Source organism: Pantoea stewartii subsp. stewartii (genome assembly GCF_008801695.1).
GTDB lineage: Bacteria > Pseudomonadota > Gammaproteobacteria > Enterobacterales > Enterobacteriaceae > Pantoea > Pantoea stewartii.
Genome location: NZ_VZPF01000036.1, coordinates 18,877 through 39,203, shown reverse-complemented (window position 1 = coordinate 39,203; position 20,327 = coordinate 18,877). Strand labels below are relative to the sequence as shown.

Below are 20,327 nucleotides of genomic sequence, written 5' to 3'. Positions count from 1 at the left end.
GTACGTCATTTGCAGGTTCTTTAAGACCGGCATTATGAATCAGAGAGAAAACCCGGTCGGCAAAACCGGGTTTTTTTTCGCCCGGAGATCCGCGTTTCGCTCACTAATCCGCCATTTTAATAGCCAGCCGTGCGCTGTGTTATCACCGGCAAAATGATAACCGCGTTAAGCTGGCTTTACAAATTTTGTTTAAGATCGAGATCCCTACTTCCTAACTGCGAAAGACTTCGCAACGGCTAAAACAGGAAGCATCATGATCACGTCTTTTGAATCTTTAACGATGCGGCGGTGTCCGTCTCTAACTGAGTTAAAAACGTACTGACCGTCTCTTTCGCTAATCAGCAGTAGAAGTTCCGCAACCGTATCACCGTTTGAAAATTTAACCAAATGATCTTCGCCCAAAATATGCGGCAGCTTCGGGTCAAAAATGGCAAATTCGCCGGTGCGGTATGTCGGGCTGCTGGCCTCTTCGTTTATGCGCAGTGCATAGCAGCGGCGACGAATACTGGTCGGCAGATCAACGTACTGGTACTCGCCCGGAAAGCGCAGGCCGTGTTCCAGATAATCGGCGCTGGGTCCGTTCGTTACGTTTCCAACAATCGGGATACCGTTGTCCGCTGCGGTGTCCTTCCCTGTCAGAATCCATTCCACTGATTTCCCATAATCATTCGCCAGCTTCATTGCCAGATCCAGCGTTGGCATAGCGTCGGTGCGTTCAAGATTGCTTAACCCGGCGGCAGAAACACCGACACGTTCAGCTACCCCACGCAGCGAAAAATCGCTGGCGGTCCCTTTGTCTGAGTTCTTAAGCGCTTCACGGCGCGCCTTTAGCCACTGTCCTCTATTCATGCGGATGATGATAAATGATCTTTGTGAAGCCAGCTATACATAGCAGCCAGAAAAATGCAGAAAAATTGAGCACTCATTTTTGTAAATCTGACTTTACAAGATAAGTTAAGCACGGTTAACATTGCGAGCATGAAAACATCGGACGTAATCGCGCACTACGGCAGCATTGCGCGGGCTGCAAAAGCACTGAATCTCTCCCGCCACTCTGTGTATCAGTGGGGCGAAGAAGTGCCGCCTGCGCGGCAGTACGAACTGGAAGTGAAAACCGCCGGTGCGTTGATTTCAGACTACTCACGCGAACAGGCCGCCGGGACGCCATCCGGACGGCGAAAAAGAGGAAAGCGCTAATGCTGGGAGAGTACGTCCGGGAACAGCTGCGCGTTGCCCTTTGCGACCTGCCATTAGGGCAGAAGGGACAGATTGCGATCATGAGTGATATGGCAGGCGGGGATGATTACACCGACCGGCCCACTCGCGAGGTGGAGTCTGGCGAAAGCGTCGTGAAAATCGAAGCCGAACCAGTGCGATATCGGGAAGGGAAGAAATATAAACAGAATAAGCCACTGATTTTAGAGGCTGCATTCAAAACTGGCATCTGGCGTCAGGCGGTAAATAAGCTGCCCGATCTGCATTTAGCCTGGGCGAAATACTGCTACGGCGAGGACCTTAAATTTGATCATCAATTGATCATTTGTAAAGACATATGGGACCGGTTCCTTGTTCGTGAAAGCGAAACGCGTACACGAAAAATGGCGGAAAAAATGCAGCAAAAGCTCCGTTCATTGGTTTTGTTAGCCGTCCAGGTGTCTGTAGGGAAAGTCAGGGGGCCGCAGCTGGAATATACCGGCGCGCACCTGAGCCAGCTTTTAGGAATAAAGCCAAATAACTGGCAGGGCCACTATTTGCCGCGCTGGTCGCTGCTTCTGGCGCTGTGTGAAGAACTGGATAACGAGGTAATTGCGCATGTGGAACGGCAACACAAAGCCGAACGCGACGGGCGGCGACGTACCCGACTGTCTGTGTAAGCAGGTACTGAGGCGCGCACCCTCGCGCCCCATCATGCGTCGCGCAAAGACGCCGGGCGAAGTCTTCATGTTTTGCCCGTCCTGCAAGATTGAGACCTACCCGTCGAGCAATAAGCAAAGCGTGATCGCCGAATGGTGCGGCATGAACAAGTCGGGCGATGTGCATACCGAGCAGCTGTGGATCGAGAAGTTCGATAGCCAGCAAAACCAGCCGCTCCACCTGGCTAAAACGGTTTAACGGATTGGGACCACGGTCCCGATGCAAAGGCAGATAATTATGACTAACGACATTAGCGCGGGAATAGGTCGCAATGCGGCTCCGCAATATGACTACGACTTTACGCAGGAATATTTATTAAAGCTGCGTGGAGCTGACCATATTCCATTGAGAAAAAAATCAGACTATCAAATAAAAGAAAACAATATACATCTGTCTAATTACGTCTCGCCATTAATGCAAAGTTTAAATAAATCACGCAGGCCGGGTAACAAATAAAATCATGAGAAATTTACGAGCAATTTTTCCATTCATGACGACAAGTAATATTCCTGAAAATATCCAGGAATGCTTATCTGATTACGCATTCAGAGAATTAACTGATACTTTGCATATTTCTAAAGGTTTTGGCCTTTTAACGCAAAGTGATCACTTTATACACGCTGATAATCGCTGGTTGTTTAAATACGTTGAAAATAAACGGACAGCCAATAAACACGCCGTAACAAGACTGCACAAGCAAAGGTTACAAAAGGCAACTGACAAGGGCCGAGAAATCACGTCTGAACTGACAGAAGAGATGTGGCAGCAGGCCGAGCGTGAGGTGCTGAAAACCGCCCCGATACGCGAAACGATCGTGTACCTGATTTTTGATGAAAACGTCGGGCGCATCTGGTGCGGTGGCAGCTCCGCCGGGCAGTGTCAGAAGGCGCTTAAACACCTGCGCAGCGCTATTGGCAGCCTGAAAACCACACCGCTGATTTATGACCTTGCCTCACGCCTGCTGGCGCGCCAGCTCTGCAAGGGGTTTAAATATGCCGAAGGCTTCCCAAATAATTTAATTATTCCCGCAAACGGCAAGGTGCAGGCCACTGACGGCGACCAGCGCGTGACGTTCGACGGTGTGGACCTGCGCGACGAGGGCGTCGGGAAAGTGCTGAGCGATATGATGGTTCGCGCCGTGGAAATGCAGCTCGTCAGGCCCGTAGAGAAAGGCGATCCAACGGTTGTGGCCACGTTTACGCTCAACGTCCCGGAGAGCGGCCCCGTACACCTAAAGGGGCTGGATTACGCGGGCGCTGCAGCCAGCAACGAAGGCGACGAGGCGCACCACTACGCCACGGAAATGCTGATCCTCGGCGGGTTCGCATGGGAGATTTTCGACACGCTCCGCGTCTACTTCCACGGCTCAACCGGCACCACGCGCACAGAGTGGGCTGAATAACCCGCCCGGCGCATTACATGCAGTAAACAAACGATACATATTTCATATTGAACCGCCTTATAGATTGTTATAAGGCGAAATCGCTCTATTCATGACCGACCTTGCACACTCTTTACTTACTGTCAGGACGCCAGAGTTAGGAGCTTTCTAGGGTATGCGGGAATTATCCCTCTCGTAATTAACTAAACGGCTCATGCTGGAAAAGTAAATATCTTTCCCCACAGTATTGGCATATTTCAGCGCCGCACAAATCGCGATAACAAAACATTAAAATAATCTGAATTAAGTTCGCGTTTCTGTAGACGGGATTCGTCAGTTGGGATAATGTATCGCCGCTCAGACAACTCTTAAAATCAATTATCGCCTTTTCATTCCCCTGCGAATGATATAAGGCGCTACCGCCTTTCCGGCGGGGCAGTCAGGCCCAAAGTTAATAACGGATTGTAACAATGACAAACAACACTAATTCACTCGCGGACACCGCAAGCCTGCAGGCCGACTTAATCCAGGCGGTTGCGAGTCTCCGCTGTATTCATGAAATTATGATGAATGCCGAAGGCGTATCGGGCGTGCCAAAGCACGCGCGCATAGCGCTGGAAGGTGTGCTTTGCGGTCTGGAAGGTTATACAGACGGTGAAATGCAGGCATAAAAACGCCGGTATGCCCGGCGTCTTGAGTTGGGACCGTGGTCCCAATTGGATGGCTTACTTGTATACGATGCTGAAATCGAAGGTCGCACCGCACGCTTTCGCGTACCGGTTCAGCGTTTTGAGGCTTGCGCCCAGCGGGTTCTTTTCCAGATTCGTGATCGCCGATGGCTGGATGTTCAGGCGTCGCGCCAGCTCCGCCTTCGTGATTTTTGCGTGCTCGCGCATGGAATGCAGCGCCTCCAGCACCGCAAGTTCGCGGTCGGCGTCTTCATACGCCTCCACGGATTCCGGGCTGCTCAGCATGTCTTGTTTCAGTTCACTTACAGATACTGGTTTCATTCAAAATCCTCCAGGCGTTGCCGCGCCAGTTTTATTGCGCTGGCGGGCGTTTTCTCGGTCTTCTTTACGAAGGCATGCAGCAGGTAAATTGTGTGGCCGTCTGAGTAACAGTACAGGGTTCGCGCTATGTCTGTGCCGCCAACGCGTAGCTCAAACAGGCCACCGCCGATCACCTTGCTGTGGGGCATTTTCAGCTGCCCTTCTGTTTCCATCCGTTCAATCAGTCGGAACATACGACCTCGAAGCTGGTCCGGCAGCGATTTCAGCTCCTGCCGCGCCAGCTCATGCGCTAACACCTTGTACATGGCTCCTCCGTTTCAGTGGGGAAAGAATACCTCCGCATTAAATTTAACTCAATGGGTAAAATTCACTTATTAGTGAATATACTACTTTACGTGAAAATGCAGCAGAGCTATATTGCGTCTCGCTGCGGGACGCCACCCGTAGCGAATACCAAAAACGACAGGAGATACAGATGCATAAGACAGTTGAGCCTTTAGAGTTTCGCTTCGGCGGCGGCAACGTGAAAGTGGAGTTTCTGCCCAAACAGGTGATGGTTAACTTTTTCGGCACCCGCTTTGATTTTACCGCTACGCAGGCATCCCTTCGCGAACGCTGCCGGGATGAGGTGCGCAAGGCAGGCCTGACCGCCCTTCTGGAAAAAACGCTTGCCAGAAGCAGAGGAGCTAAAAAGTAAACATTCACTAAAAAGTGAATAACAATGCTGGCCTGCAAAGGCCAGCAGAGTTATCTTTTTTTCAAGGCGGGACGCCACCCGCCGACAATGAAAGCAACGACAGGAGAACGCATGAAAACCATTACCAACCAGCAAGCGTGGGCAGAACTCACCAGCGCGCAGAATCAGATCATGGACGCCGGTGAAAACCTGCAGCAGTTTTTCTGCCAGCTCACGGGCGACAACAGCGCCGAGGGCGCCATGCTGGGTGACCAGATCACAGAAATTCGCCAGCAGCTTGAGGACGTCAAGCGAAAGCTGCGCACGCTGTCTTGCTATTACATGGATTAACCGGGGCCACGACCCCATCCGTTCGGGGCTTTTGCCCCTTTTTCGCGTTCGCATTGCGGCGCACCTTTTAGGTAGTGATAACAACGATGACCGAACAATCGCCATATGAGCATTTGAAAGCGTGCCTCCACCGCGAAGTGGTTGGCCTTGACCATAAATTTACGTGGGACCGCGCCCTTCGCCGCTACCTTCGCAACTATCAGGTGCGCTACGTCTTTAAATGGCGCGTGGCGTCGTATCTGCATGCCCTCGGGGGAAGGCGTCGCGGGAAGTTTGCAGACTGGCTAAATCGCCGCATCAGCCAGCGGCACAACGTTGAAATCCAGTTAGGCGCGGAAATCGGGCCGGGGCTGCGCATCATTCACGAAAACGGGGTCGTCATCAGCCGCCTGTGCCGCATCGGCGAAAACTTCCAGATTCACCAGAACTGCACCATCGGCGCGAAGCTGGATAAGACCGGTGTTATTCGCATCGGGGATAACGTCACTATTGGCGCACACTGCTGCCTGATTGGGCTGGACATGAACATCGGTGACGATGTGACCATCGGCGCGGGTACGCTCGTTAACGTCGATCTGCCGTCTGGCGTTACCTGCTACAGCAAGCGCGAATACACGATGGTCGGTGGCGATCATAAGTGCCGCACGCTTTCAAGCGTCGGCTAAGTTCCGCGCCACACCCCGCCATCGCGCCCCGCTTCGCCGGGGCTTTTTTTTGCCTGAAATATGAAAATAAACCAAAAAAACAAATTTCACTAAAAAGTGAAAATAATACTGGCTGCGGTCCTGCACCAGAGTTAGATTGGTGTTCAAGGCGGGACGCCACCCGCCGAAATCCGACAGAAGAAAAACGACAGGAGAAACACCATGAACGACGTAACACGCGCACTGATTAACGCCTACCTGCTGAAACAGGGTTACACCGCGCAGGAATCTGCCAGCAGCCGCAGCGGCTCGCAGATTGAAGTTCGCCACAACGGGCACCTTGTCTGGCGCGCATGGGAATTTGAGGAAGGCTTCGCCGACTCGCTGGAGCGCTACCTGAAAGAGTTCGCGGTGTCCGGCGACACGCGGGCCGACGTGGTGGAGAAAATCAAAAAGCAGATCGCCATAAACAACGAGGCGTTTGCCGCCAGCCGCGACAGCGCGGAGCAGGAGCGCCTGAGCTATGCCAGCACCGTCCTGGGCGAAATGATACGCCGCATTGAAGGTTTCCCGCCGAACGACCGAATTATGCCTTACAAACGCCACGCCTGATTGTCACCCCGCCCGGCAGTGCGCCGGGCAACCCTACGGAGCATCACATGAAGCACACCAAACGCCGCCTGGTCAGCCCGATGGCGGTCGGCTATGTAAGTCACGTTCTCAGCCAGCGCGTAGGTCTGAAAGTATTCAGGGAGCTGTACCGGCACCATCATTCAGAAGACCGTCACATTACCGCCCTCGCGCTTGTGAAGGCCCGCCGGGCGATACGCGCCGCTGCAGCAGAATGGCAGGTCGTGTTAGACGCTGAAAAGCGGCACGTTACGCAGATCAGGGAATGGAACGCGCCGTCAAATCGGCGTGGCCGGGGCGGCATCGAGAAAGGATAATTTTTGCTCTATTCGCAACAATGAAATTAGACTATTGACTTAAAGTGAATAAATAAGTTAATATTTTTCCAAGCTGGGCAATCTACAATCTGCCCACGAAAAAGCCGCCTCCGGGCGGTTTTTTTTCGCCTGCAATATGCCCCGCCGGGCGCAGTCCAATAACCTGCTCCGGCGCGCCGCAACGGCGACCGAGCCATAATATTCCCCCTATTTTATGACCAACACCGTCCAGACTGGCGCGGCGCAGCTTGTCTGCGCTGATTCGCTTCGCTTTATCAAAACACTGCCAGATAACAGCATCGACCTGATTGCAACCGATCCCCCTTATTTCCGCGTTAAAGACAACGCGTGGGACCGGCAGTGGAAGAACGACGACGCGTATCTCGCGTGGCTTTCCGAAATGGTTTCTGAGTTCTGGCGCGTGCTTAAGCCGACCGGATCGCTTTACATGTTCTGTGGCCACAAGCTTGCCGCTGACACCGAGATTATGGTGCGCGACCGCCTGAACGTGCTGAACCACATCATCTGGGCGAAGCCGTCCGGGACGTGGGGCCGCTCTAACAAAGAGAGCCTCCGCCAGTATTTCCCGACCACCGAGCGCGTTATCTTCGCTGAGCATTACGGCGCGGAAAGCACTGCCTCCGGCGCATCGGGCTACGCCGCCAAATGCGAAGAACTGCGCAAACAAACCTTTAAGCCTCTGATTGATTACTTTGCCACGGCGCGTGCTGCGCTGGGCGTTTCCGCGAAGGAAATCAACCAGGCAACCGGCACGCATATGTGCAGCCACTGGTTCAGCGAATCGCAATGGCAGCTGCCAAAGCGCGACCAGTACGAAAAGCTGCAGGAACTGTTCGCCCGCAAGGCGCAGGAGAAAGGCGAAGCCGCCCGGCTGGAGAAGACTCACGACGGCCTGCAGACCGAATACGACGCGCTCAAGCGCAACTACGACGGGTTACGTCTGGAATACGACGACCTGCGCGCCCGCTACGAAGAACTACGCCGCCCGTTTGCCGTCACCAAAATGGTGCCGTTTACGGACGTGTGGAGTTACCCGCCGGTGCAGTATTACGCCGGTAAACACCCCTGCGAAAAGCCCGCCGCGATGATGGAAGACATCATCAACGCCAGCAGCCGTCCCGGCGATCTGGTAGCGGATTTCTTTATGGGTTCCGGTTCGACCATCAAGGCAGCGCTCAAGCTGGGCCGCCGCGCGATTGGCGTCGAACTGGAGTCCGACACGTTTGAAAATACGGCAGCAAAAGTGGCTGAGCTCCACGCGGCGCTGACCTGTTAAGGGGCATGCCCCAAACCGCATAAGAGGCTGGGACCACGGTCCCGGTCTTATGGGTGGTAAGCACATGTGGATGTGCGAACGGCTGTTAACCGTGCGGTAGCGGGTTCGAGTCCCGCACCACCCGCCAATTTGCCAAACGGGACCACGGTCCCACCGATTCCCGATCATCGATTGGGACCACGGTCCCACCCCCCCTAACCACCGGACATCGCGCCGCGTGGAGGAGACTTTCTCACATGGACAAAATCACTCAGGCCGCGAACGTGACCGCCTATGGCGCGTCTACGGGTTCGTTCGGCTTTTGGTTCTACAAGCTGACCACCTCAATGACGCCTGACCAGTGGGCCGCTATTGGCGTAATCGGCAGCCTGATGTTTGCGGGCCTGACGTGCGTATCTAACGCCGTAATCAAGGTGTGGGCTATCAAGCGTGGCTACAAGATCCCAAGCGATGAGGGCTAACCCATGCGCCTTGTATTCCCGTCTGGACTGATGCGCAAAGTGCTGGCTGCAGGCGGCGCAGGCGCACTGGCTATCGCGATTGCCCTGCTCGGTGGTCACGACGGCGTGGAAGGCCGCCGGTACGATCCCTATCAGGATATTGGTGGCGTGTGGACCGTCTGCGACGGCATCACCGGCCCGGACGTTAAGCAGGGTCACCACTACACCGACGCGCAGTGTGATGTGTTGCTGGAAAAGCACCTGGCCCCGGTAAAACGCGCGGTCGATAGCGCGGTGAAGGTGCCGCTGGATGACTACACCCGCGCCTCCCTTTACTCCTTCGCCTACAACGTTGGCACAGGCGCATTCCAGCGTTCGTCCCTGCTTAGGCATCTGAACAGCGGCGACACACGGCAGGCGTGTAACGACATGCGCCAGTGGGTGTACGTGAACGGGCAGCGCAAGCGCGGTCTGGTTTACCGCCGTTACATCGATCATACGGTTTGCATGATGGGGGCCAAATGAAAGCCGCAATCGTGAGCACCCTTGCAGGCGTACTTTTGCTGGCGTTTGTCGCGCTGGGGTTTCTGGCGTTTCACTACCACGCGAAAGCCGTGGCTGACGCCGGAAAAATCAGCCAGCTGACCAGCGATAACACGCTGCAGGCGAGCACCATCGCCGGGCAGGCGCTGACCTTCCAGACGTTTAACCGGCTGGCAGCCAGTTCGCAGAAACACGCGACGAAGACCGCCAGCGAAAGCGAGGAGAAAACCATTGAATACCGCACGATCCTCAAGAAAGAGGCTGTGCCTGTCTGCAGCCAGCTCGTTCCTGATTCTGTGTCTGGCGGGCTGTACGACTACACGGACCGTTTACGTTCCGGCGCAATGTCCGGCGCTATCGCCGTCGCTGACAGCGCCGGTACTGGTCCCGCTACCGCCCGCACCCTGACCTACTGCCAGGCGGTTTTGTGGATTAACCCGCTTTTGTCTGCACTGGACAAGGCGAACGACCAGCTGGCTGGCATCCGCGCAGAAGACGCGCAGCGAACCGCCACCAGCAAATAACCCTCCCGCCCCGACCGGGCAGCACAGGACTCCCAATTGAAAAAACTTCTCGTTATGGCGGGGCTGATTTTCAGCCTGTCCGCCTTAAGCGGCTGCGATCAGCACCCCGACAAAAGCGCGGTTATTGATGCGGAGGCGCAGCAGATTGCCGTCCTGCAGCAGCAAAACGCAGACCTGCAGCAGAGCTGCGCAGCACCGGCAGGAACGCAGGCAGCGGCACCAGCGGCACAGGCAGCCAGCCCGCCGGTTGTTGTAGGTTCTGCAGCGCCGGTAGTGGTGCAGCAGCCACCAACCGTTATCCATGAACGTGACGGCACCGGCGACCTTGTAACCGGCATGATGCTGGGCCACATGCTTTCCAACAGCGGCGGTGGCGGTGGCGGAGGAGGTTACGCGAGCAACCACACCACCACGCGCATTGTGAACAACTACCACGCGCCAGCGGCAGCCACCCCGGCACCGGCAAAGCGCAGCTGGTTCTCAGGCAGCAACGCCAGCAGTTCGTCCAGCAGCTACCGCCGCACGTCATTCAGTAGCGGCGCGCGTTCCTCTTTCTATTCCAGTCGCAGCAGCTTCCGCAGCGGCAGACGTTAATCAGGGATTAAACATGATTGGATTCCTCAGAGGGCTTCGCGACCGTCGTCGCCAGCGTGAATCATCAGAGCGCCGCGCGCAGCTGCGTCGCAAAGCGGGCATCAGCCCGCAGCCGCTGGAAAGCCTGCTGCCGGGCGAGCCGTACAGCGACGGCGTGGCACAGAACTTTGCCAACGTGTTGATCGCACAGGAGGCGGAGGCTACCCGTCGTGCCGGTTCGTTGGACCGCAGCCATAACTACACCTTCGGCGAAACCCGCGACGGCAGCCACAGCCATAGCCACGGCAGCCACAGCCACAGCCTCGGCAACATCAGCCACGGCAGCCACAGCCACAGCATTAGCGATGGCGCGCACAGCCACAGCTACAGCCACAGCCACGATAGCGGCAGCAGCTTTGACAGCAGCAGCAGCGGCGGCGGCGATTCCAGCTGGTAATGCCATCACCGTGCCAGCCATCCCGGCTGGCACGCTAATGCCATTCCCGGAGGCACCATGAACTTGATCAACTGGCTTGAAGCCAAACTATCCCCAAAGGAGACCAATGTGTCCGAGACCACCGTTACCGCCGCTGCTGACGCAGCCACCGTTGCTACCACCTCTACCGCATCGTCCGCAGCAACCACCAGCGTCGCCGACGCTGCTGTCGTGTCTGATGCTTCCGTATCGACTACCGACGCGGCTGCAACTGATTCTGCCGCCACCGCTGTTAATTCTGGCGTGTCTGTTGATGCTTCCGCATCCACTGCTGCCGCTGCTGTTGCTACTGATGCTCCCGCATCCGTGGCGGTTGATTCAGATCCAGCCGCAGCCGCTGACGTTACCGCAGAAGATGCGGGCAATGGCGAAGTGGATCTGGCCGTCGCGGTGGAAGCTGGCGTCGATGCAGTGGTGGCAAAACTCAAGGAAGCACTGGTTCTCGCCGGTCACGACGTAGAACACGTCTGGGACGTGGCGGTGAGCTTCGCGAAAAAGCTGGCTTAACCACCAGCTGCACAGGCCCGCTCCGGCGGGCCTTTTTAATTCAAAAGGAGACGCAGAATGTTGACGGTTAAATACTGGCGTAATCACGCCTCACTGATTTCAGAGTCGCAGGAAGCCGCAATTGCGCGTCCTAAAAGCCCGCAGTATGCCGAAGCGATGGAGTTCGCCAGCGAACTCGGCCTGGTACGTCCCGACGTGATCCAGACTTTCAAGAGCGACAACAAGCCGCAGGGCGGCGTACTGGCACTGCTTCGCAATAAGCAGCCGGAAAACTACATCACAAGCGTTGAGCGCGGAGACCGCCTGGATTTCCCGATTGCGGTTCTGACCAGCGACGCGGTTGATCCTAATCTGCCAGGCGTCACCGGCACCAATTACCGGTTTATCTATCAGGGCGACGAAGCCTACATCATGAACCGTTTCGGTCAGACGGTTGAGATGATTAAGCCGCCTCGTCCCGTTCAGTAAGCAACACCATAAAGCGCCCGGCAGGGCGTTTTTTAGTGTTTCTTGCCGGTTGGGACCACGGTCCCAATTTGCTCACATACAACAATCGGGACCACGGTCCCACCGGAGCCAGAATGATTACGGCAGATGACGCCGCCACCGTTGGCAACGTTGCCGCCAATACCTTTCTGGCCAGCGCAGGCTGGGTGACGATTGGCGCAGGCACAGACCTTAGCGACATTGACCTGACCGCCGAGACGCTGGATTCCCGCGTGCGGTTTGCGTGTGACAGTTCGCGCCTGTATTGGGCCGCCGATGGCACGCTGAAAACCGCTGCTGCAGGGGAATGGCCACTGGAATACAGCGCTGGCGCGGCAGCAGGTCGCACGCTACCTGAGCCGCAGGCCACCAACTTTCAGCTGGAGAGCCGTGGCGCAAATGTGGTGAAGGCGGGCGGCATCGGCAACTTCTTCTGCGACACCGGCACCACGGTTTCGACCGGCACCGGCCCCGACGGCGGTGCAATAGGCGAGGTCGGCAACGCCGCGTTTTATCTTTACGCGGAGTACAACGCCACGGCATCGGCCTGGCTGATTAACGCCACCGGCAACGCACCCGGCGAAGCATGGGAACGCATCGAAATGGCGTTCACGCTGGCAGCAGCGGCGAACGTGCGCACCTATAACGCGCGCGCCGGTTCCACCTCCTACGTTTACGGTCTGACGGCATCGGCAGTTCCCGCCGGGAACGCGGTGGCGTCATTCTTCCGTCGCCTGGACGGCAGCAACATTCTGTCCGGGCTGGTTCAGGTTGAGTCCGGCAGCTATGCCACCTCGCCGATCATCACCGACGGTAGCGCGGTTACGCGTGCGCAGGCGTTCGCCTATGTGCTGACGCAGACCGCCAAAGGCATGACCGTTACCTACAGCGACGGCACCACCGACAGCTTTACGTTCAGCGGCGAGTATGAATACGCGCTGCCGAATCCCAGCGCTCATTGGGGCGCGCGCTACATCACCCGGATTGCTTACCAGCGATGAGATACCTCCGTTTCCCCGACGAGGCGACCGCAATAGCGGCCTGCCCGAACTGGCGCAGCGGCAACGGCTGGATAGCGCCAAAAGAGCGCACGCAGATTGTCGTGCGCGGCACGATTTACGAACCGGCCACGCAGGATTCCAGCGGCACACTGACCGCAGGCAAAGCGCTGGACGGTTTCCATATTGACGTGATCACCGGCACGGTTCCGGCAGCCGCCACGGCTTACGAACTGACGCCGGTGAATCCACACTTTGATCAGAGCTGAGGCAAGCAATGGCGACTACAGGCATAGAGCCGGACAAGACGTGGCAGAAAATCACCGACGGTACGGAAACGGCAGCGCTGCAGGTTAAGCGCGGAGTGATCGCAATCTGCGACGCTGACGAACAGCCGGGCGACGACGCCGAATATCAGGACCACGCTCGCAACCTGACCATCACGCCGCCTACGATTGCCTGGATTAAAAACATCACGCCGGGCAAAGACGGCGAGCCGGGTTACGCCAAAGTCGTGATCATCAAGTGATATGGCCGGGCTTAATGCGTTATCCGCACAGCTTCGCAGCCTGCAAAAGCAGATCCCTTTTGCCACCGCGCAGGCGCTGACCGCTGTAGCGAGAAAGATTCAGGCCGCTGAGAAAGTGGCGCTGCAGCGCAAGCTGGAAAATCCCACGCCGTTTACCGTGAACTCGGTCGGCTCACAGGGCGCGCGGCGTGACAATCTGACGGCCCGCGTATTCGTGCGGGACATTGCCGCCAGCTATTTAGAGCCGTTTGAATTTGGCGGCTCGCACAAGCTGAACAGCCAGGCATTGCTTAACCCGAAAAACATCAAGCTGAACAAGTACGGCAACCTGACGCGCAATAAGATGGCGCAACTCAAGGCGAAGCCGGACGTGTTCATTGGTGAGATTGACGGCGTAAACGGCGTCTGGCAGCGCAAGAAAGCGAAGGGCCGCAAAGGTGCAAAGCGTCGCAAGCGTTCGCGCAACGGCACGCATCAGGCCGCCGTAAAACAGGGTGCGCCAAAGCTGCTTATCCGGTTCGGTAACGCGCTACCGGTACAGCCGGTGCTGGGCTACATGGACCGCGCCGAAGCAATGGCCACGAACATGATGCCTGGCGAACTGAGGCGGGCAATCGCCGCCGCAATGGCCAGCGCGAAATAGGGGGCACGATGAAACACATAATTCTGCCTCCGCTGCGCGAATACGGCGTCGCAGAGCTGCGCGAAGGGCGAGCCTCCAGCGCGATTGTTTACAACAGCGCACTGCGCGACGCCGCCGAAGCTATCAAGCGTGCGGGCTTCACCTACAGCCACGAAATCGCCGTCCGCTCTATCTATCTGGATGACGCTTTCCGCGTTGATACCTTCGGCTGCGAACGCGTTGGATTGACTGAACGTGTTCAGGCTACAGCGAACAACCGCGAACGGCTACGCCGCGCCGTGTCAGCGCTTAGCCGGACCACCTAACGATATTGGGACCACGGTCCCAACCCCAACATGGCCGTCGCCTCTGTTTACCCCATTAGCGGTGGTACATCACGCGGCGGTCTTCTAAACACACGGATCACCCATGAAAGAACAACGTGCCGCATCGGTCACACTCCAGCTGGTTGCTTATGGCGACGACGGCAAGCCGCTCGGCGGCATTAACAAAGTGGTTGGCATTAATGCAATGCGCGACGCCGGTTTCCCGCTTCTGATGGAAACGGCAGCCGGTGCAGCAAGCGAGCTGGAAGAGGTTATCAATGCGCATTACGGCATCGTGCCGCGCGGCTAATCGGGACCACGGTCCCACACAGGAGAACAAATGAATCTGAGTTATGCAGCGCGAATCGAAATCCCAACCGAGGAAGACGTTCAGCGTATTACTGAGCAAGTGATGAGCGTGTTTCCCGCGACAACCGGCAGCGCAGCCTCGGACGGTATCACTGCGCACGTCATGGCAGGCGAGATTAAGCACCGCCTTAGCAAGCTGATCCGCGTTGAAGTTGATCTGGTTGTGACAGGCAAGACGGATGACAGCAGCACGCCGCTGCAGAGCTGCGCCCCGACGCCAATAGGCTTTCATCAGCACAGCGTCACTCCAGCGCGCCACGTCTTCCCACACTTTTTTGGGTCCTTCCCCGGTCCTATTTAACTCGCGGGCATTGCGCGCCGCGTGTTTTCACTAGTTAAAAATTTTTCGTTTTTTGGGTAACAGGTAACAGGTAACACGACCGATGAATCAGGCCGATTTTGCAAAACTCCACGGCGTTAGCCGGAAGACGGTCACAACGTGGAAGGCGCGCGGCTGGCTGGTTATGGAGGGTGACGAGGTGAACGTCGAGGCGTCGAACGCCAACATCGAGACGCACCGCAAAACTGTTACCCCGCCCGAAAAAAAAAAGAAATCGTCCGTAATCGAGGTAACACTCCGGCTGCGGATAGAGGTAACAGCGGACCAGCCGGTGACGGTGACGGCGATGACGACGAGCACATAGCTGACGTCGCCGAGCGACTCGTAAAAGAGTATGGCGCCAACCTGACGTTCGACGAAGCGCGAACGGTGAAAGCCAACTTCCACGCGAAGCTGGTTCAACTGGATTACGAACAGAAGGCAGGACGCCTTCTCCCCTTTGAAGACATGCTCCGCGCCATTGGCGATGAGTATGGACGCATCCGCACCCGCCTGATTGCCATCGCACCTGAACACGGTCCCCGGTTACGCCTGCTGGCGTTGACCAGCGATGACACAGCATTTACGGCGGCGCTGCAGGAAATCATCCACGAAGCTATGGAGGAGCTGAGTGCTGATGGAATCAAGCCACCAGACAGCGGATAAGCCGACAGCCTGGCAGAATTTCAAAAGCCTGCTGTTAGCCGTTCGCCGGGCATTAAGACCGCCCGAACCGCTTCGCCTCAGTGAGTGGGCGAACAAATACGCGATGCTCTCAAAAGAGACATCATCACAGACAGGCCGCTTTCGCTCGTTTCGCTATCAGGACGGCATCATGGACGCCTTCACCGATCCCACGGTGGAGACCATCAGCGTCATGAAATCGGCCCGCGTGGGTTACACGAAGATTCTCGACCACGTTATCGGCTACTACATCGCCCACGACCCGTCGCCAATCCTCGCAATCCAGCCCCGCGAAACCGACGCCGAAGACTACAGCAAAACCGAAATCGCTCCGATGCTGCGCGACACGCCGGTGCTTGCAGAAGTGACCGGCGGCGCTAAGGCGAAAGACTCCAATCAGACGATCTTAAAGCGCACGTTTTCAAACGGCGCGAACCTGACGCTGGTTGGCGCGAACAGCCCCGGCGGTTTCCGTCGTATCACATGCCGCATCATTCTTTTTGATGAGGTGGACGGTTATCCCGCCAGCGGTGCAGGCAACGAAGGCGACCAGATTGCGCTCGGCAAAAAGCGTTCTGAATCGTTCTGGAACCGCAAGATTGGCATCGGTTCAACGCCGACCGTTAAGGGCATCAGCCGTATCGAAAAGTCGTTCAACGACAGCGACCAGCGTTACTTCTTTGTGCCTTGCCCGCATTGCGGCGAAATGCAGGTGCTGGAATGGGGCGACCGCACGTCGCCCTACGGCATCAAGTGGGACCGCGACGAGGAAGGCAACAGCCTCCCCGAAACGGCCTACTACGCCTGCAGGCATAACGGCTGCGTTATCCAGCACACCAGCCTGCCGCTGATGCTGGAAGGCGGCGAATGGCGCGCCACAAAGCCATTTAAAGGACATGCCGGCTTTCACGTCTGGACCGCATACAGCCTCTTCCCGAACGCAGCCTGGAAAAAGCTGGTCGAGGAGTGGTTGGGCGTGAAAGACGACCCGGTAATGCGCCAGACCTTCATCAACACCACGCTGGGCCTGCCTTATGAGGATTCCGGCGAGAAAGCGCTTAGCGAGAAAAAGCTGGTCGAACGTACCGAAGTGTTTGGCGCGGAAGTGCCGGACGGCGTTGCGCTGCTAACGGCTGGCATCGATACGCAGGACGGGCGTCTGGAAGTTGAGGTGAAAGGCTGGGGCCGAAACGAGGAAAGCTGGTCCATCGCCTACGACGTGATCGAGGGCGATATGGACACGCCAGAGCCGTGGGATCGCCTTGATGCGTACCTGAAACAAGTGTGGCGTCGCGCTGACGGTCGAGGCTTCCCGATTATGGCGGCCTGTATCGACTCAGGCGGGCATCACACGCAAGCGGTGTACACATTTGCAAAAGAGCGCATTGGTCGCCGCATTTGGGCGATTAAGGGCGAATCCGCCCGCAATGGCAAGCGTTCGCCGGTATGGCCTAACCAGAAGCCGTCCAAGCGAAGCAAGTCAGCCTACCGCCCGATCATTATCGGCGTAAACGCCGCGAAAGATGCGATCCGCAACAGGCTGCATCTGGACCCGCCAGCACCGGGCGAACGGCAGGCCGGTTACATGCACTTCCCGACGGACCGCGACCTGCACTATTTCAGCCAGCTGCTGGCTGAACGTTCGGTCGTGAAACGGTCCGGCGGCTACCCGTACCGCGTGTGGGAGCTGCGACCGGGACGCGCTAACGAAGCGCTGGACTGTTCTGTTTACAACTACGCGGCGCTGCACGGCCTGATGCATTCCGGGCTGAAACTGAACGCGCTGGCAGACAGCGTGGAAGCTAACCCGGACAAGCTGATTGCAGCGCCGCCGGTTGTTGAGCCGAAGCCTAGCTTCCAGCTGCCCGGCGTGATTCTGCCAACCGAAACCAAAGAGCCGCGCAAGCGCCGCCACAAACGACTCCCGTCATAAGGCTTTCCATGCAATCACCTAACGCCGACCTTCTGGTCGGGATGAGCCGCGATCAACTGCAGGCGCTGTTAGCGCAGGCACAAAGTGCGCTCATCGAACTACAGATGGGCAAAAAGGGCGTCTCGTTCAGCTATTCACAAGGCGACGGCAACCGCTCGGTGACTTATCAGCCAACCAGCGTGGCCGATGTAACGTCGCTGATTATGCAGCTGCAGCGCGCATTAGGCATCGGCGGACGCCGCCGCCGCTTGAGGTTCCGCTACTGATGAAAACGAACGACGTCCGAATCCTCGGCGTTAACGGGCAACCGTTGCCGCCGTCACGGCCCAAATATGGCGCGCTGAATGGAACCGGGCGCGTTCCGTATGACGCCGCTGACACGTTCAGCGATCAGATGGCTGACTGGCAGCCGCCGCTCTGGTCCTCTGATAACGAAATCAACATCTACCGGGACCGGATGGTATCGCGCATTCGCGATATGACCCGCAACGACGGCTGGGCCAGCGGCACGGTAACGCGCATTCTGGACAACGCCGTTGGCGCGGTATTCCGTCCGATTTTTAAACCTGATTACCGCTACCTCGCGCAGCTGACCGGCAACGACGGTTTTAATGCGGAGTGGGCAGCGGAGTATTCGCGCTACATGGACGCGCAGTGGCGAACGTGGGCAGACGACGAAGGGCGCTGGTGCGACAGGGAGCGAAAGCAGACCGTTTCGCAGATGTTACGCCTTGCCATGCGTCACAAGCTGGTCGACGGCGACAGCCTTGTGCTGATGCATTACGACATGGAGCGTCTCGGCTACGGGAAGGCATCGTTTGCAACCATGATGCAGGTTATCGACCCGGACCGGCTGAGCAACCCCAATCAGGTCTACGACATGCTGGACATTCGCGGTGGCGTGGAAATCGACGCAAACGGCGCGCCGTGTGCGTATCACATCCGCCAGGCGCACGTTGGCGACTGGTTTGCCGGTGACAAAACGATGACGTGGCAGCGCATCCCGCGCGAAACGTCATGGGGCCGCCCTGTTGTGATCCACGACTTTGACCACGACCGCGCTGGCCAGCATCGCGGTATCAGTATCTTCGCGCCCGTTGTTCAGCGCCTGAAAATGCTGATCAAGTACGACCAGACGGAGCTGGAAAGCGCCATTCTGAACGCCATGTTCGGCGCGTTTATTCAGTCGCCGTATGACCCCGCAATGGTTGAGGAAGCGCTCGGCGACGGTGACAGCCTCGGTGCGTATCAGGAAGACCGCATCGACTTCCACAAAGACCGGCGCATCTCGCTGAACGGCGGCGCGGGTATGTCGATTTTGTTCCCCGGCGAAACGGTGAACACGATCAACGCCGCGCGCCCGTACAGCAACTTCTCGGTGTTCCAGGACGCGTTTCTGCGCAACATCGCCGCGCAGACCGGCCTCTCTACGCAGCAAATCACGCAGGACTGGTCGAGCGTTAACTACTCATCAGCCCGCGCCGCAATGCTGGAAGCGTGGAAGACGCTCACCCGTCGCCGCCACGAATTTGCCATCGGCACTTGCCAGCCTATCGCCACCTGTTTCGTTGAGGAAGTTCACTCCCTCGGCGGCGTTCCGCTGCCCGCTGGCGCACCAGAATTTCTGGAAGCGCGAACGGCTTACAGCCACGCCAAATGGATCGGACCGGGGCGCGGATGGGTTGACCCGGTAGCAGAGAAAAAAGGCGCGATCCTCGGTCTGGATGCCGGGATGTCGACGCTGGAAATGGAAACCAACGAAAACGTCGGCGAAGACTACGAACTCCTGCTGGAGCAGCGCGCGGTGGAAATCGCGCAGATGCGCCGCCTCGGCTTACCGCTTCCCGAATGGGCGGCGGTGGCAGAAGACGCCAGCAAAACCGTTAAAGACCCGGAGGAAAAATGAATCTGCCGCTTTTAGCGCAGCGCATGTTTAACACGCCGCTCGCGCTTCACCCGGCGAAAGCCGAAGTGGCGATGGCTGCTCTGTCTGAACGTTTTGGCATTACCCGCATCAGCGGCGCTGGAATGTGGGACGACGATGAGCGGGAATCATTCAGCCGCAAGGGCCGCGACAGCGGTTACGACGTTGTCGGCGGGATCGCCATTGTGCCGGTACACGGCACGCTGGTGCAGAAACTCGGCAGCCTTCGCCCTTACAGCGGTATGACCGGGTATGACGGCATCCGCCAGGCATTTCTTACCGCGCTCACGGACGACGCGGTAAAGGGGATCATGCTGGATATTGACTCGCCCGGCGGCGAGGTTGCCGGTTGTTTCGACCTTGTGGACGAAATTTACCGCGCGCGCGGCACGAAGCCGGTCTGGTCTGTACTGACCGAGAGCGCCTATTCCGCTGCCTACGCCATCGCCAGCGCTGCAGACCGCATTGTGGTGCCGCGCACCGGTGGCGTTGGCTCGGTTGGCGTGATCGTGATGCATTGCGACTGGACGCAAAAGGTTAAGGACGACGGATTGGCGGTCACGATCATCAATTACGGCGACCGCAAAGCCGAATCCAACCCGTACCGAAAGTTAAGCGATCAGGCCCGCGAAGCCATCCAGCACGACGTGGATGCAATGGGCGAGCTGTTCGTTAACACCGTTTCCCGCAACCGCGGACTCTCTTTTAAAACCATCCGCAACACGCAGGCCGCGACGTTCCTCGCCGCCGAAGGCGTAGAGCTGGGGCTTGCTGATGAAGTCGCCTCACCTGACGCCGCGTTCCGCGACTTAATTGCACTGACTGGAGACTGAT

At 57.4% G+C, this 20,327-nt stretch carries 35 protein-coding genes and 1 tRNA gene; 33 read left to right on the top strand and 3 right to left on the bottom strand.

Translation table 11 applies throughout. The annotated features are described in order from the left end of the window. Positions 1–204: 204 nt before the first annotated feature. Entirely contained in the window at positions 205–849 is a 645-nt protein-coding gene (locus F7Q90_RS12575) for a helix-turn-helix domain-containing protein (RefSeq protein WP_006122367.1), read from the bottom strand. Between the two features lie 129 nt (positions 850–978). Between F7Q90_RS12575 and F7Q90_RS12570 the strand changes: the two genes are divergently transcribed. The 6 genes from F7Q90_RS12570 (at position 979) to F7Q90_RS12545 (ending at position 3,966) form a co-directional block, all read left to right on the top strand. Next, positions 979–1,197 (top strand): Cro/CI family transcriptional regulator, encoded by a 219-nt coding sequence (locus F7Q90_RS12570; RefSeq protein WP_006122368.1) that lies wholly within the window; start codon positions 979–981, stop codon positions 1,195–1,197. Continuing rightward, a complete protein-coding gene (locus F7Q90_RS12565; RefSeq protein WP_006122369.1) occupies positions 1,197–1,874 on the top strand; it encodes a bacteriophage antitermination protein Q in 678 nt (225 codons plus the stop codon). Before F7Q90_RS12570 ends, F7Q90_RS12565 begins: the two co-directional genes overlap by 1 nt. Beyond that, complete coding sequence (locus tag F7Q90_RS12560; protein WP_044243593.1) at positions 1,813–2,112, top strand: hypothetical protein; 300 nt, start codon at positions 1,813–1,815, stop codon at positions 2,110–2,112. The genes F7Q90_RS12565 and F7Q90_RS12560 overlap by 62 nt, the downstream gene beginning before the upstream one ends. 39 nt (positions 2,113–2,151) lie before the next feature. Beyond that, complete coding sequence (locus F7Q90_RS12555; protein ID WP_141119426.1) at positions 2,152–2,370, top strand: hypothetical protein; 219 nt, start codon at positions 2,152–2,154, stop codon at positions 2,368–2,370. Between the two features lie 4 nt (positions 2,371–2,374). Continuing rightward, positions 2,375–3,316: a recombination-associated protein RdgC gene (gene rdgC / locus F7Q90_RS12550; RefSeq protein ID WP_080577527.1), complete on the top strand. Its 942-nt coding sequence runs from the start codon at positions 2,375–2,377 to the stop codon at positions 3,314–3,316. A gap of 449 nt (positions 3,317–3,765) precedes the next feature. Next, positions 3,766–3,966 (top strand): hypothetical protein, encoded by a 201-nt coding sequence (locus F7Q90_RS12545; protein WP_006122372.1) that lies wholly within the window; start codon positions 3,766–3,768, stop codon positions 3,964–3,966. Positions 3,967–4,020: 54 nt separating this feature from the next. Here the strand turns inward: F7Q90_RS12545 and F7Q90_RS12540 are convergent, their stop codons facing one another. Together F7Q90_RS12540 and F7Q90_RS12535 are read right to left on the bottom strand one after the other, a co-directional pair. Next, on the bottom strand, positions 4,021–4,305 hold the full coding sequence (locus tag F7Q90_RS12540) for a helix-turn-helix domain-containing protein (protein WP_006122373.1): 285 nt from the start codon (positions 4,303–4,305) through the stop codon (positions 4,021–4,023). After that, on the bottom strand, positions 4,302–4,610 hold the full coding sequence (locus tag F7Q90_RS12535) for a type II toxin-antitoxin system RelE/ParE family toxin (protein WP_044243597.1): 309 nt from the start codon (positions 4,608–4,610) through the stop codon (positions 4,302–4,304). The genes F7Q90_RS12540 and F7Q90_RS12535 overlap by 4 nt, the downstream gene beginning before the upstream one ends. 170 nt (positions 4,611–4,780) lie before the next feature. Here F7Q90_RS12535 and F7Q90_RS12530 point away from each other — a divergent pair, with 170 nt between their 5' ends. From F7Q90_RS12530 to F7Q90_RS12405, 27 genes are all read left to right on the top strand, one after another. Then, a complete protein-coding gene (locus F7Q90_RS12530) occupies positions 4,781–5,002 on the top strand; it encodes a hypothetical protein (protein ID WP_006122375.1) in 222 nt (73 codons plus the stop codon). A 24-nt stretch (positions 5,003–5,026) separates the two neighbouring features. Then, positions 5,027–5,332, top strand: coding sequence for a hypothetical protein (locus tag F7Q90_RS12525; protein WP_141119427.1), 306 nt, complete (start codon positions 5,027–5,029; stop codon positions 5,330–5,332). A gap of 86 nt (positions 5,333–5,418) precedes the next feature. After that, complete coding sequence (locus tag F7Q90_RS12520) at positions 5,419–5,997, top strand: LbetaH domain-containing protein (protein WP_044243599.1); 579 nt, start codon at positions 5,419–5,421, stop codon at positions 5,995–5,997. Positions 5,998–6,198: 201 nt separating this feature from the next. Then, positions 6,199–6,588, top strand: a complete 390-nt coding sequence (locus tag F7Q90_RS12515) for a DUF905 family protein (protein ID WP_006122378.1) — start codon at positions 6,199–6,201, stop codon at positions 6,586–6,588. Positions 6,589–6,635: 47 nt separating this feature from the next. Continuing rightward, complete coding sequence (locus F7Q90_RS12510) at positions 6,636–6,923, top strand: hypothetical protein (protein WP_006122379.1); 288 nt, start codon at positions 6,636–6,638, stop codon at positions 6,921–6,923. Positions 6,924–7,137: 214 nt separating this feature from the next. Next, positions 7,138–8,220 carry a DNA-methyltransferase gene (locus F7Q90_RS12505; RefSeq protein WP_044243601.1) on the top strand — a complete coding sequence of 361 codons (1,083 nt, stop codon included), beginning with the start codon at positions 7,138–7,140 and terminating at the stop codon, positions 8,218–8,220. Positions 8,221–8,271: 51 nt separating this feature from the next. Continuing rightward, positions 8,272–8,347: transfer RNA gene (locus tag F7Q90_RS12500), tRNA-Asn, on the top strand. Between the two features lie 109 nt (positions 8,348–8,456). Then, the gene (locus F7Q90_RS12495) at positions 8,457–8,681 is read left to right on the top strand and encodes a phage holin (RefSeq protein WP_006122382.1); all 225 of its coding nucleotides are present in this window, start codon (positions 8,457–8,459) and stop codon (positions 8,679–8,681) included. Positions 8,682–8,684: 3 nt separating this feature from the next. Further along, the gene (locus tag F7Q90_RS12490; RefSeq protein WP_206536943.1) at positions 8,685–9,185 is read left to right on the top strand and encodes a lysozyme; all 501 of its coding nucleotides are present in this window, start codon (positions 8,685–8,687) and stop codon (positions 9,183–9,185) included. Next, positions 9,182–9,727 (top strand): hypothetical protein, encoded by a 546-nt coding sequence (locus tag F7Q90_RS12485; RefSeq protein ID WP_006122384.1) that lies wholly within the window; start codon positions 9,182–9,184, stop codon positions 9,725–9,727. Before F7Q90_RS12490 ends, F7Q90_RS12485 begins: the two co-directional genes overlap by 4 nt. Positions 9,728–9,763: 36 nt before the next feature. Continuing rightward, positions 9,764–10,321 (top strand): hypothetical protein, encoded by a 558-nt coding sequence (locus F7Q90_RS12480; protein ID WP_006122385.1) that lies wholly within the window; start codon positions 9,764–9,766, stop codon positions 10,319–10,321. A 13-nt stretch (positions 10,322–10,334) separates the two neighbouring features. After that, entirely contained in the window at positions 10,335–10,757 is a 423-nt protein-coding gene (locus F7Q90_RS26685) for a hypothetical protein (RefSeq protein ID WP_006122386.1), read from the top strand. A gap of 108 nt (positions 10,758–10,865) precedes the next feature. Continuing rightward, the gene (locus F7Q90_RS12470) at positions 10,866–11,303 is read left to right on the top strand and encodes a hypothetical protein (RefSeq protein WP_006122387.1); all 438 of its coding nucleotides are present in this window, start codon (positions 10,866–10,868) and stop codon (positions 11,301–11,303) included. A gap of 57 nt (positions 11,304–11,360) precedes the next feature. Next, complete coding sequence (locus F7Q90_RS12465; RefSeq protein ID WP_006122388.1) at positions 11,361–11,771, top strand: hypothetical protein; 411 nt, start codon at positions 11,361–11,363, stop codon at positions 11,769–11,771. Positions 11,772–11,884: 113 nt separating this feature from the next. Beyond that, complete coding sequence (locus F7Q90_RS12460; protein WP_006122389.1) at positions 11,885–12,790, top strand: hypothetical protein; 906 nt, start codon at positions 11,885–11,887, stop codon at positions 12,788–12,790. After that, on the top strand, positions 12,787–13,056 hold the full coding sequence (locus F7Q90_RS12455; protein WP_006122390.1) for a hypothetical protein: 270 nt from the start codon (positions 12,787–12,789) through the stop codon (positions 13,054–13,056). Before F7Q90_RS12460 ends, F7Q90_RS12455 begins: the two co-directional genes overlap by 4 nt. Before the next feature lie 8 nt (positions 13,057–13,064). Then, positions 13,065–13,316, top strand: coding sequence for a hypothetical protein (locus F7Q90_RS12450; protein ID WP_006122392.1), 252 nt, complete (start codon positions 13,065–13,067; stop codon positions 13,314–13,316). A gap of 1 nt (position 13,317) precedes the next feature. Then, complete coding sequence (locus F7Q90_RS12445) at positions 13,318–13,959, top strand: hypothetical protein (protein WP_006122393.1); 642 nt, start codon at positions 13,318–13,320, stop codon at positions 13,957–13,959. 8 nt (positions 13,960–13,967) lie between these two features. Next, entirely contained in the window at positions 13,968–14,264 is a 297-nt protein-coding gene (locus F7Q90_RS12440) for a hypothetical protein (RefSeq protein WP_006122394.1), read from the top strand. Positions 14,265–14,367: 103 nt separating this feature from the next. Next, positions 14,368–14,574, top strand: a complete 207-nt coding sequence (locus F7Q90_RS12435; protein WP_006122395.1) for a hypothetical protein — start codon at positions 14,368–14,370, stop codon at positions 14,572–14,574. A gap of 30 nt (positions 14,575–14,604) precedes the next feature. Continuing rightward, entirely contained in the window at positions 14,605–14,934 is a 330-nt protein-coding gene (locus F7Q90_RS12430; protein WP_006122396.1) for a hypothetical protein, read from the top strand. 82 nt (positions 14,935–15,016) lie between these two features. Continuing rightward, positions 15,017–15,277: a hypothetical protein gene (locus tag F7Q90_RS27210; protein WP_237166178.1), complete on the top strand. Its 261-nt coding sequence runs from the start codon at positions 15,017–15,019 to the stop codon at positions 15,275–15,277. A 65-nt stretch (positions 15,278–15,342) separates the two neighbouring features. Next, positions 15,343–15,618: a hypothetical protein gene (locus F7Q90_RS27205; protein ID WP_006122398.1), complete on the top strand. Its 276-nt coding sequence runs from the start codon at positions 15,343–15,345 to the stop codon at positions 15,616–15,618. Continuing rightward, on the top strand, positions 15,590–17,569 hold the full coding sequence (locus F7Q90_RS12420; protein WP_006122399.1) for a phage terminase large subunit family protein: 1,980 nt from the start codon (positions 15,590–15,592) through the stop codon (positions 17,567–17,569). The genes F7Q90_RS27205 and F7Q90_RS12420 overlap by 29 nt, the downstream gene beginning before the upstream one ends. A gap of 8 nt (positions 17,570–17,577) precedes the next feature. Continuing rightward, the gene (gene gpW, locus F7Q90_RS12415) at positions 17,578–17,835 is read left to right on the top strand and encodes a gpW family head-tail joining protein (RefSeq protein WP_006122401.1); all 258 of its coding nucleotides are present in this window, start codon (positions 17,578–17,580) and stop codon (positions 17,833–17,835) included. Next, positions 17,835–19,475 carry a phage portal protein gene (locus F7Q90_RS12410; RefSeq protein WP_006122402.1) on the top strand — a complete coding sequence of 547 codons (1,641 nt, stop codon included), beginning with the start codon at positions 17,835–17,837 and terminating at the stop codon, positions 19,473–19,475. The genes gpW and F7Q90_RS12410 overlap by 1 nt, the downstream gene beginning before the upstream one ends. Next, positions 19,472–20,326, top strand: a complete 855-nt coding sequence (locus tag F7Q90_RS12405; protein ID WP_006122403.1) for a S49 family peptidase — start codon at positions 19,472–19,474, stop codon at positions 20,324–20,326. The genes F7Q90_RS12410 and F7Q90_RS12405 overlap by 4 nt, the downstream gene beginning before the upstream one ends. Position 20,327: the final 1 nt, after the last annotated feature.

Coding starts and splice junctions, on each gene's coding strand:
- F7Q90_RS12495 (WP_006122382.1), top strand. CDS start 8,457: ATGGACAAAATCACTCAGGCCGCGAACGTGACCGCCTATGGCGCGTCT.
- F7Q90_RS26685 (WP_006122386.1), top strand. CDS start 10,335: ATGATTGGATTCCTCAGAGGGCTTCGCGACCGTCGTCGCCAGCGTGAA.
- gpW (WP_006122401.1), top strand. CDS start 17,578: ATGCAATCACCTAACGCCGACCTTCTGGTCGGGATGAGCCGCGATCAA.
- F7Q90_RS12460 (WP_006122389.1), top strand. CDS start 11,885: ATGATTACGGCAGATGACGCCGCCACCGTTGGCAACGTTGCCGCCAAT.
- rdgC (WP_080577527.1), top strand. CDS start 2,375: ATGAGAAATTTACGAGCAATTTTTCCATTCATGACGACAAGTAATATT.
- F7Q90_RS12515 (WP_006122378.1), top strand. CDS start 6,199: ATGAACGACGTAACACGCGCACTGATTAACGCCTACCTGCTGAAACAG.
- F7Q90_RS12565 (WP_006122369.1), top strand. CDS start 1,197: ATGCTGGGAGAGTACGTCCGGGAACAGCTGCGCGTTGCCCTTTGCGAC.
- F7Q90_RS12505 (WP_044243601.1), top strand. CDS start 7,138: ATGACCAACACCGTCCAGACTGGCGCGGCGCAGCTTGTCTGCGCTGAT.
- F7Q90_RS12435 (WP_006122395.1), top strand. CDS start 14,368: ATGAAAGAACAACGTGCCGCATCGGTCACACTCCAGCTGGTTGCTTAT.
- F7Q90_RS12535 (WP_044243597.1), bottom strand. CDS start 4,610: ATGTACAAGGTGTTAGCGCATGAGCTGGCGCGGCAGGAGCTGAAATCG.
- F7Q90_RS12420 (WP_006122399.1), top strand. CDS start 15,590: ATGGAATCAAGCCACCAGACAGCGGATAAGCCGACAGCCTGGCAGAAT.
- F7Q90_RS12545 (WP_006122372.1), top strand. CDS start 3,766: ATGACAAACAACACTAATTCACTCGCGGACACCGCAAGCCTGCAGGCC.
- F7Q90_RS12405 (WP_006122403.1), top strand. CDS start 19,472: ATGAATCTGCCGCTTTTAGCGCAGCGCATGTTTAACACGCCGCTCGCG.
- F7Q90_RS12520 (WP_044243599.1), top strand. CDS start 5,419: ATGACCGAACAATCGCCATATGAGCATTTGAAAGCGTGCCTCCACCGC.
- F7Q90_RS12555 (WP_141119426.1), top strand. CDS start 2,152: ATGACTAACGACATTAGCGCGGGAATAGGTCGCAATGCGGCTCCGCAA.
- F7Q90_RS12540 (WP_006122373.1), bottom strand. CDS start 4,305: ATGAAACCAGTATCTGTAAGTGAACTGAAACAAGACATGCTGAGCAGC.
- F7Q90_RS12465 (WP_006122388.1), top strand. CDS start 11,361: ATGTTGACGGTTAAATACTGGCGTAATCACGCCTCACTGATTTCAGAG.
- F7Q90_RS12575 (WP_006122367.1), bottom strand. CDS start 849: ATGAATAGAGGACAGTGGCTAAAGGCGCGCCGTGAAGCGCTTAAGAAC.
- F7Q90_RS27210 (WP_237166178.1), top strand. CDS start 15,017: ATGAATCAGGCCGATTTTGCAAAACTCCACGGCGTTAGCCGGAAGACG.
- F7Q90_RS12560 (WP_044243593.1), top strand. CDS start 1,813: ATGTGGAACGGCAACACAAAGCCGAACGCGACGGGCGGCGACGTACCC.
- F7Q90_RS12490 (WP_206536943.1), top strand. CDS start 8,685: ATGCGCCTTGTATTCCCGTCTGGACTGATGCGCAAAGTGCTGGCTGCA.
- F7Q90_RS12450 (WP_006122392.1), top strand. CDS start 13,065: ATGGCGACTACAGGCATAGAGCCGGACAAGACGTGGCAGAAAATCACC.
- F7Q90_RS12530 (WP_006122375.1), top strand. CDS start 4,781: ATGCATAAGACAGTTGAGCCTTTAGAGTTTCGCTTCGGCGGCGGCAAC.
- F7Q90_RS12525 (WP_141119427.1), top strand. CDS start 5,027: ATGCTGGCCTGCAAAGGCCAGCAGAGTTATCTTTTTTTCAAGGCGGGA.
- F7Q90_RS12445 (WP_006122393.1), top strand. CDS start 13,318: ATGGCCGGGCTTAATGCGTTATCCGCACAGCTTCGCAGCCTGCAAAAG.
- F7Q90_RS12430 (WP_006122396.1), top strand. CDS start 14,605: ATGAATCTGAGTTATGCAGCGCGAATCGAAATCCCAACCGAGGAAGAC.
- F7Q90_RS12455 (WP_006122390.1), top strand. CDS start 12,787: ATGAGATACCTCCGTTTCCCCGACGAGGCGACCGCAATAGCGGCCTGC.
- F7Q90_RS12410 (WP_006122402.1), top strand. CDS start 17,835: ATGAAAACGAACGACGTCCGAATCCTCGGCGTTAACGGGCAACCGTTG.
- F7Q90_RS12510 (WP_006122379.1), top strand. CDS start 6,636: ATGAAGCACACCAAACGCCGCCTGGTCAGCCCGATGGCGGTCGGCTAT.
- F7Q90_RS12440 (WP_006122394.1), top strand. CDS start 13,968: ATGAAACACATAATTCTGCCTCCGCTGCGCGAATACGGCGTCGCAGAG.
- F7Q90_RS12485 (WP_006122384.1), top strand. CDS start 9,182: ATGAAAGCCGCAATCGTGAGCACCCTTGCAGGCGTACTTTTGCTGGCG.
- F7Q90_RS12570 (WP_006122368.1), top strand. CDS start 979: ATGAAAACATCGGACGTAATCGCGCACTACGGCAGCATTGCGCGGGCT.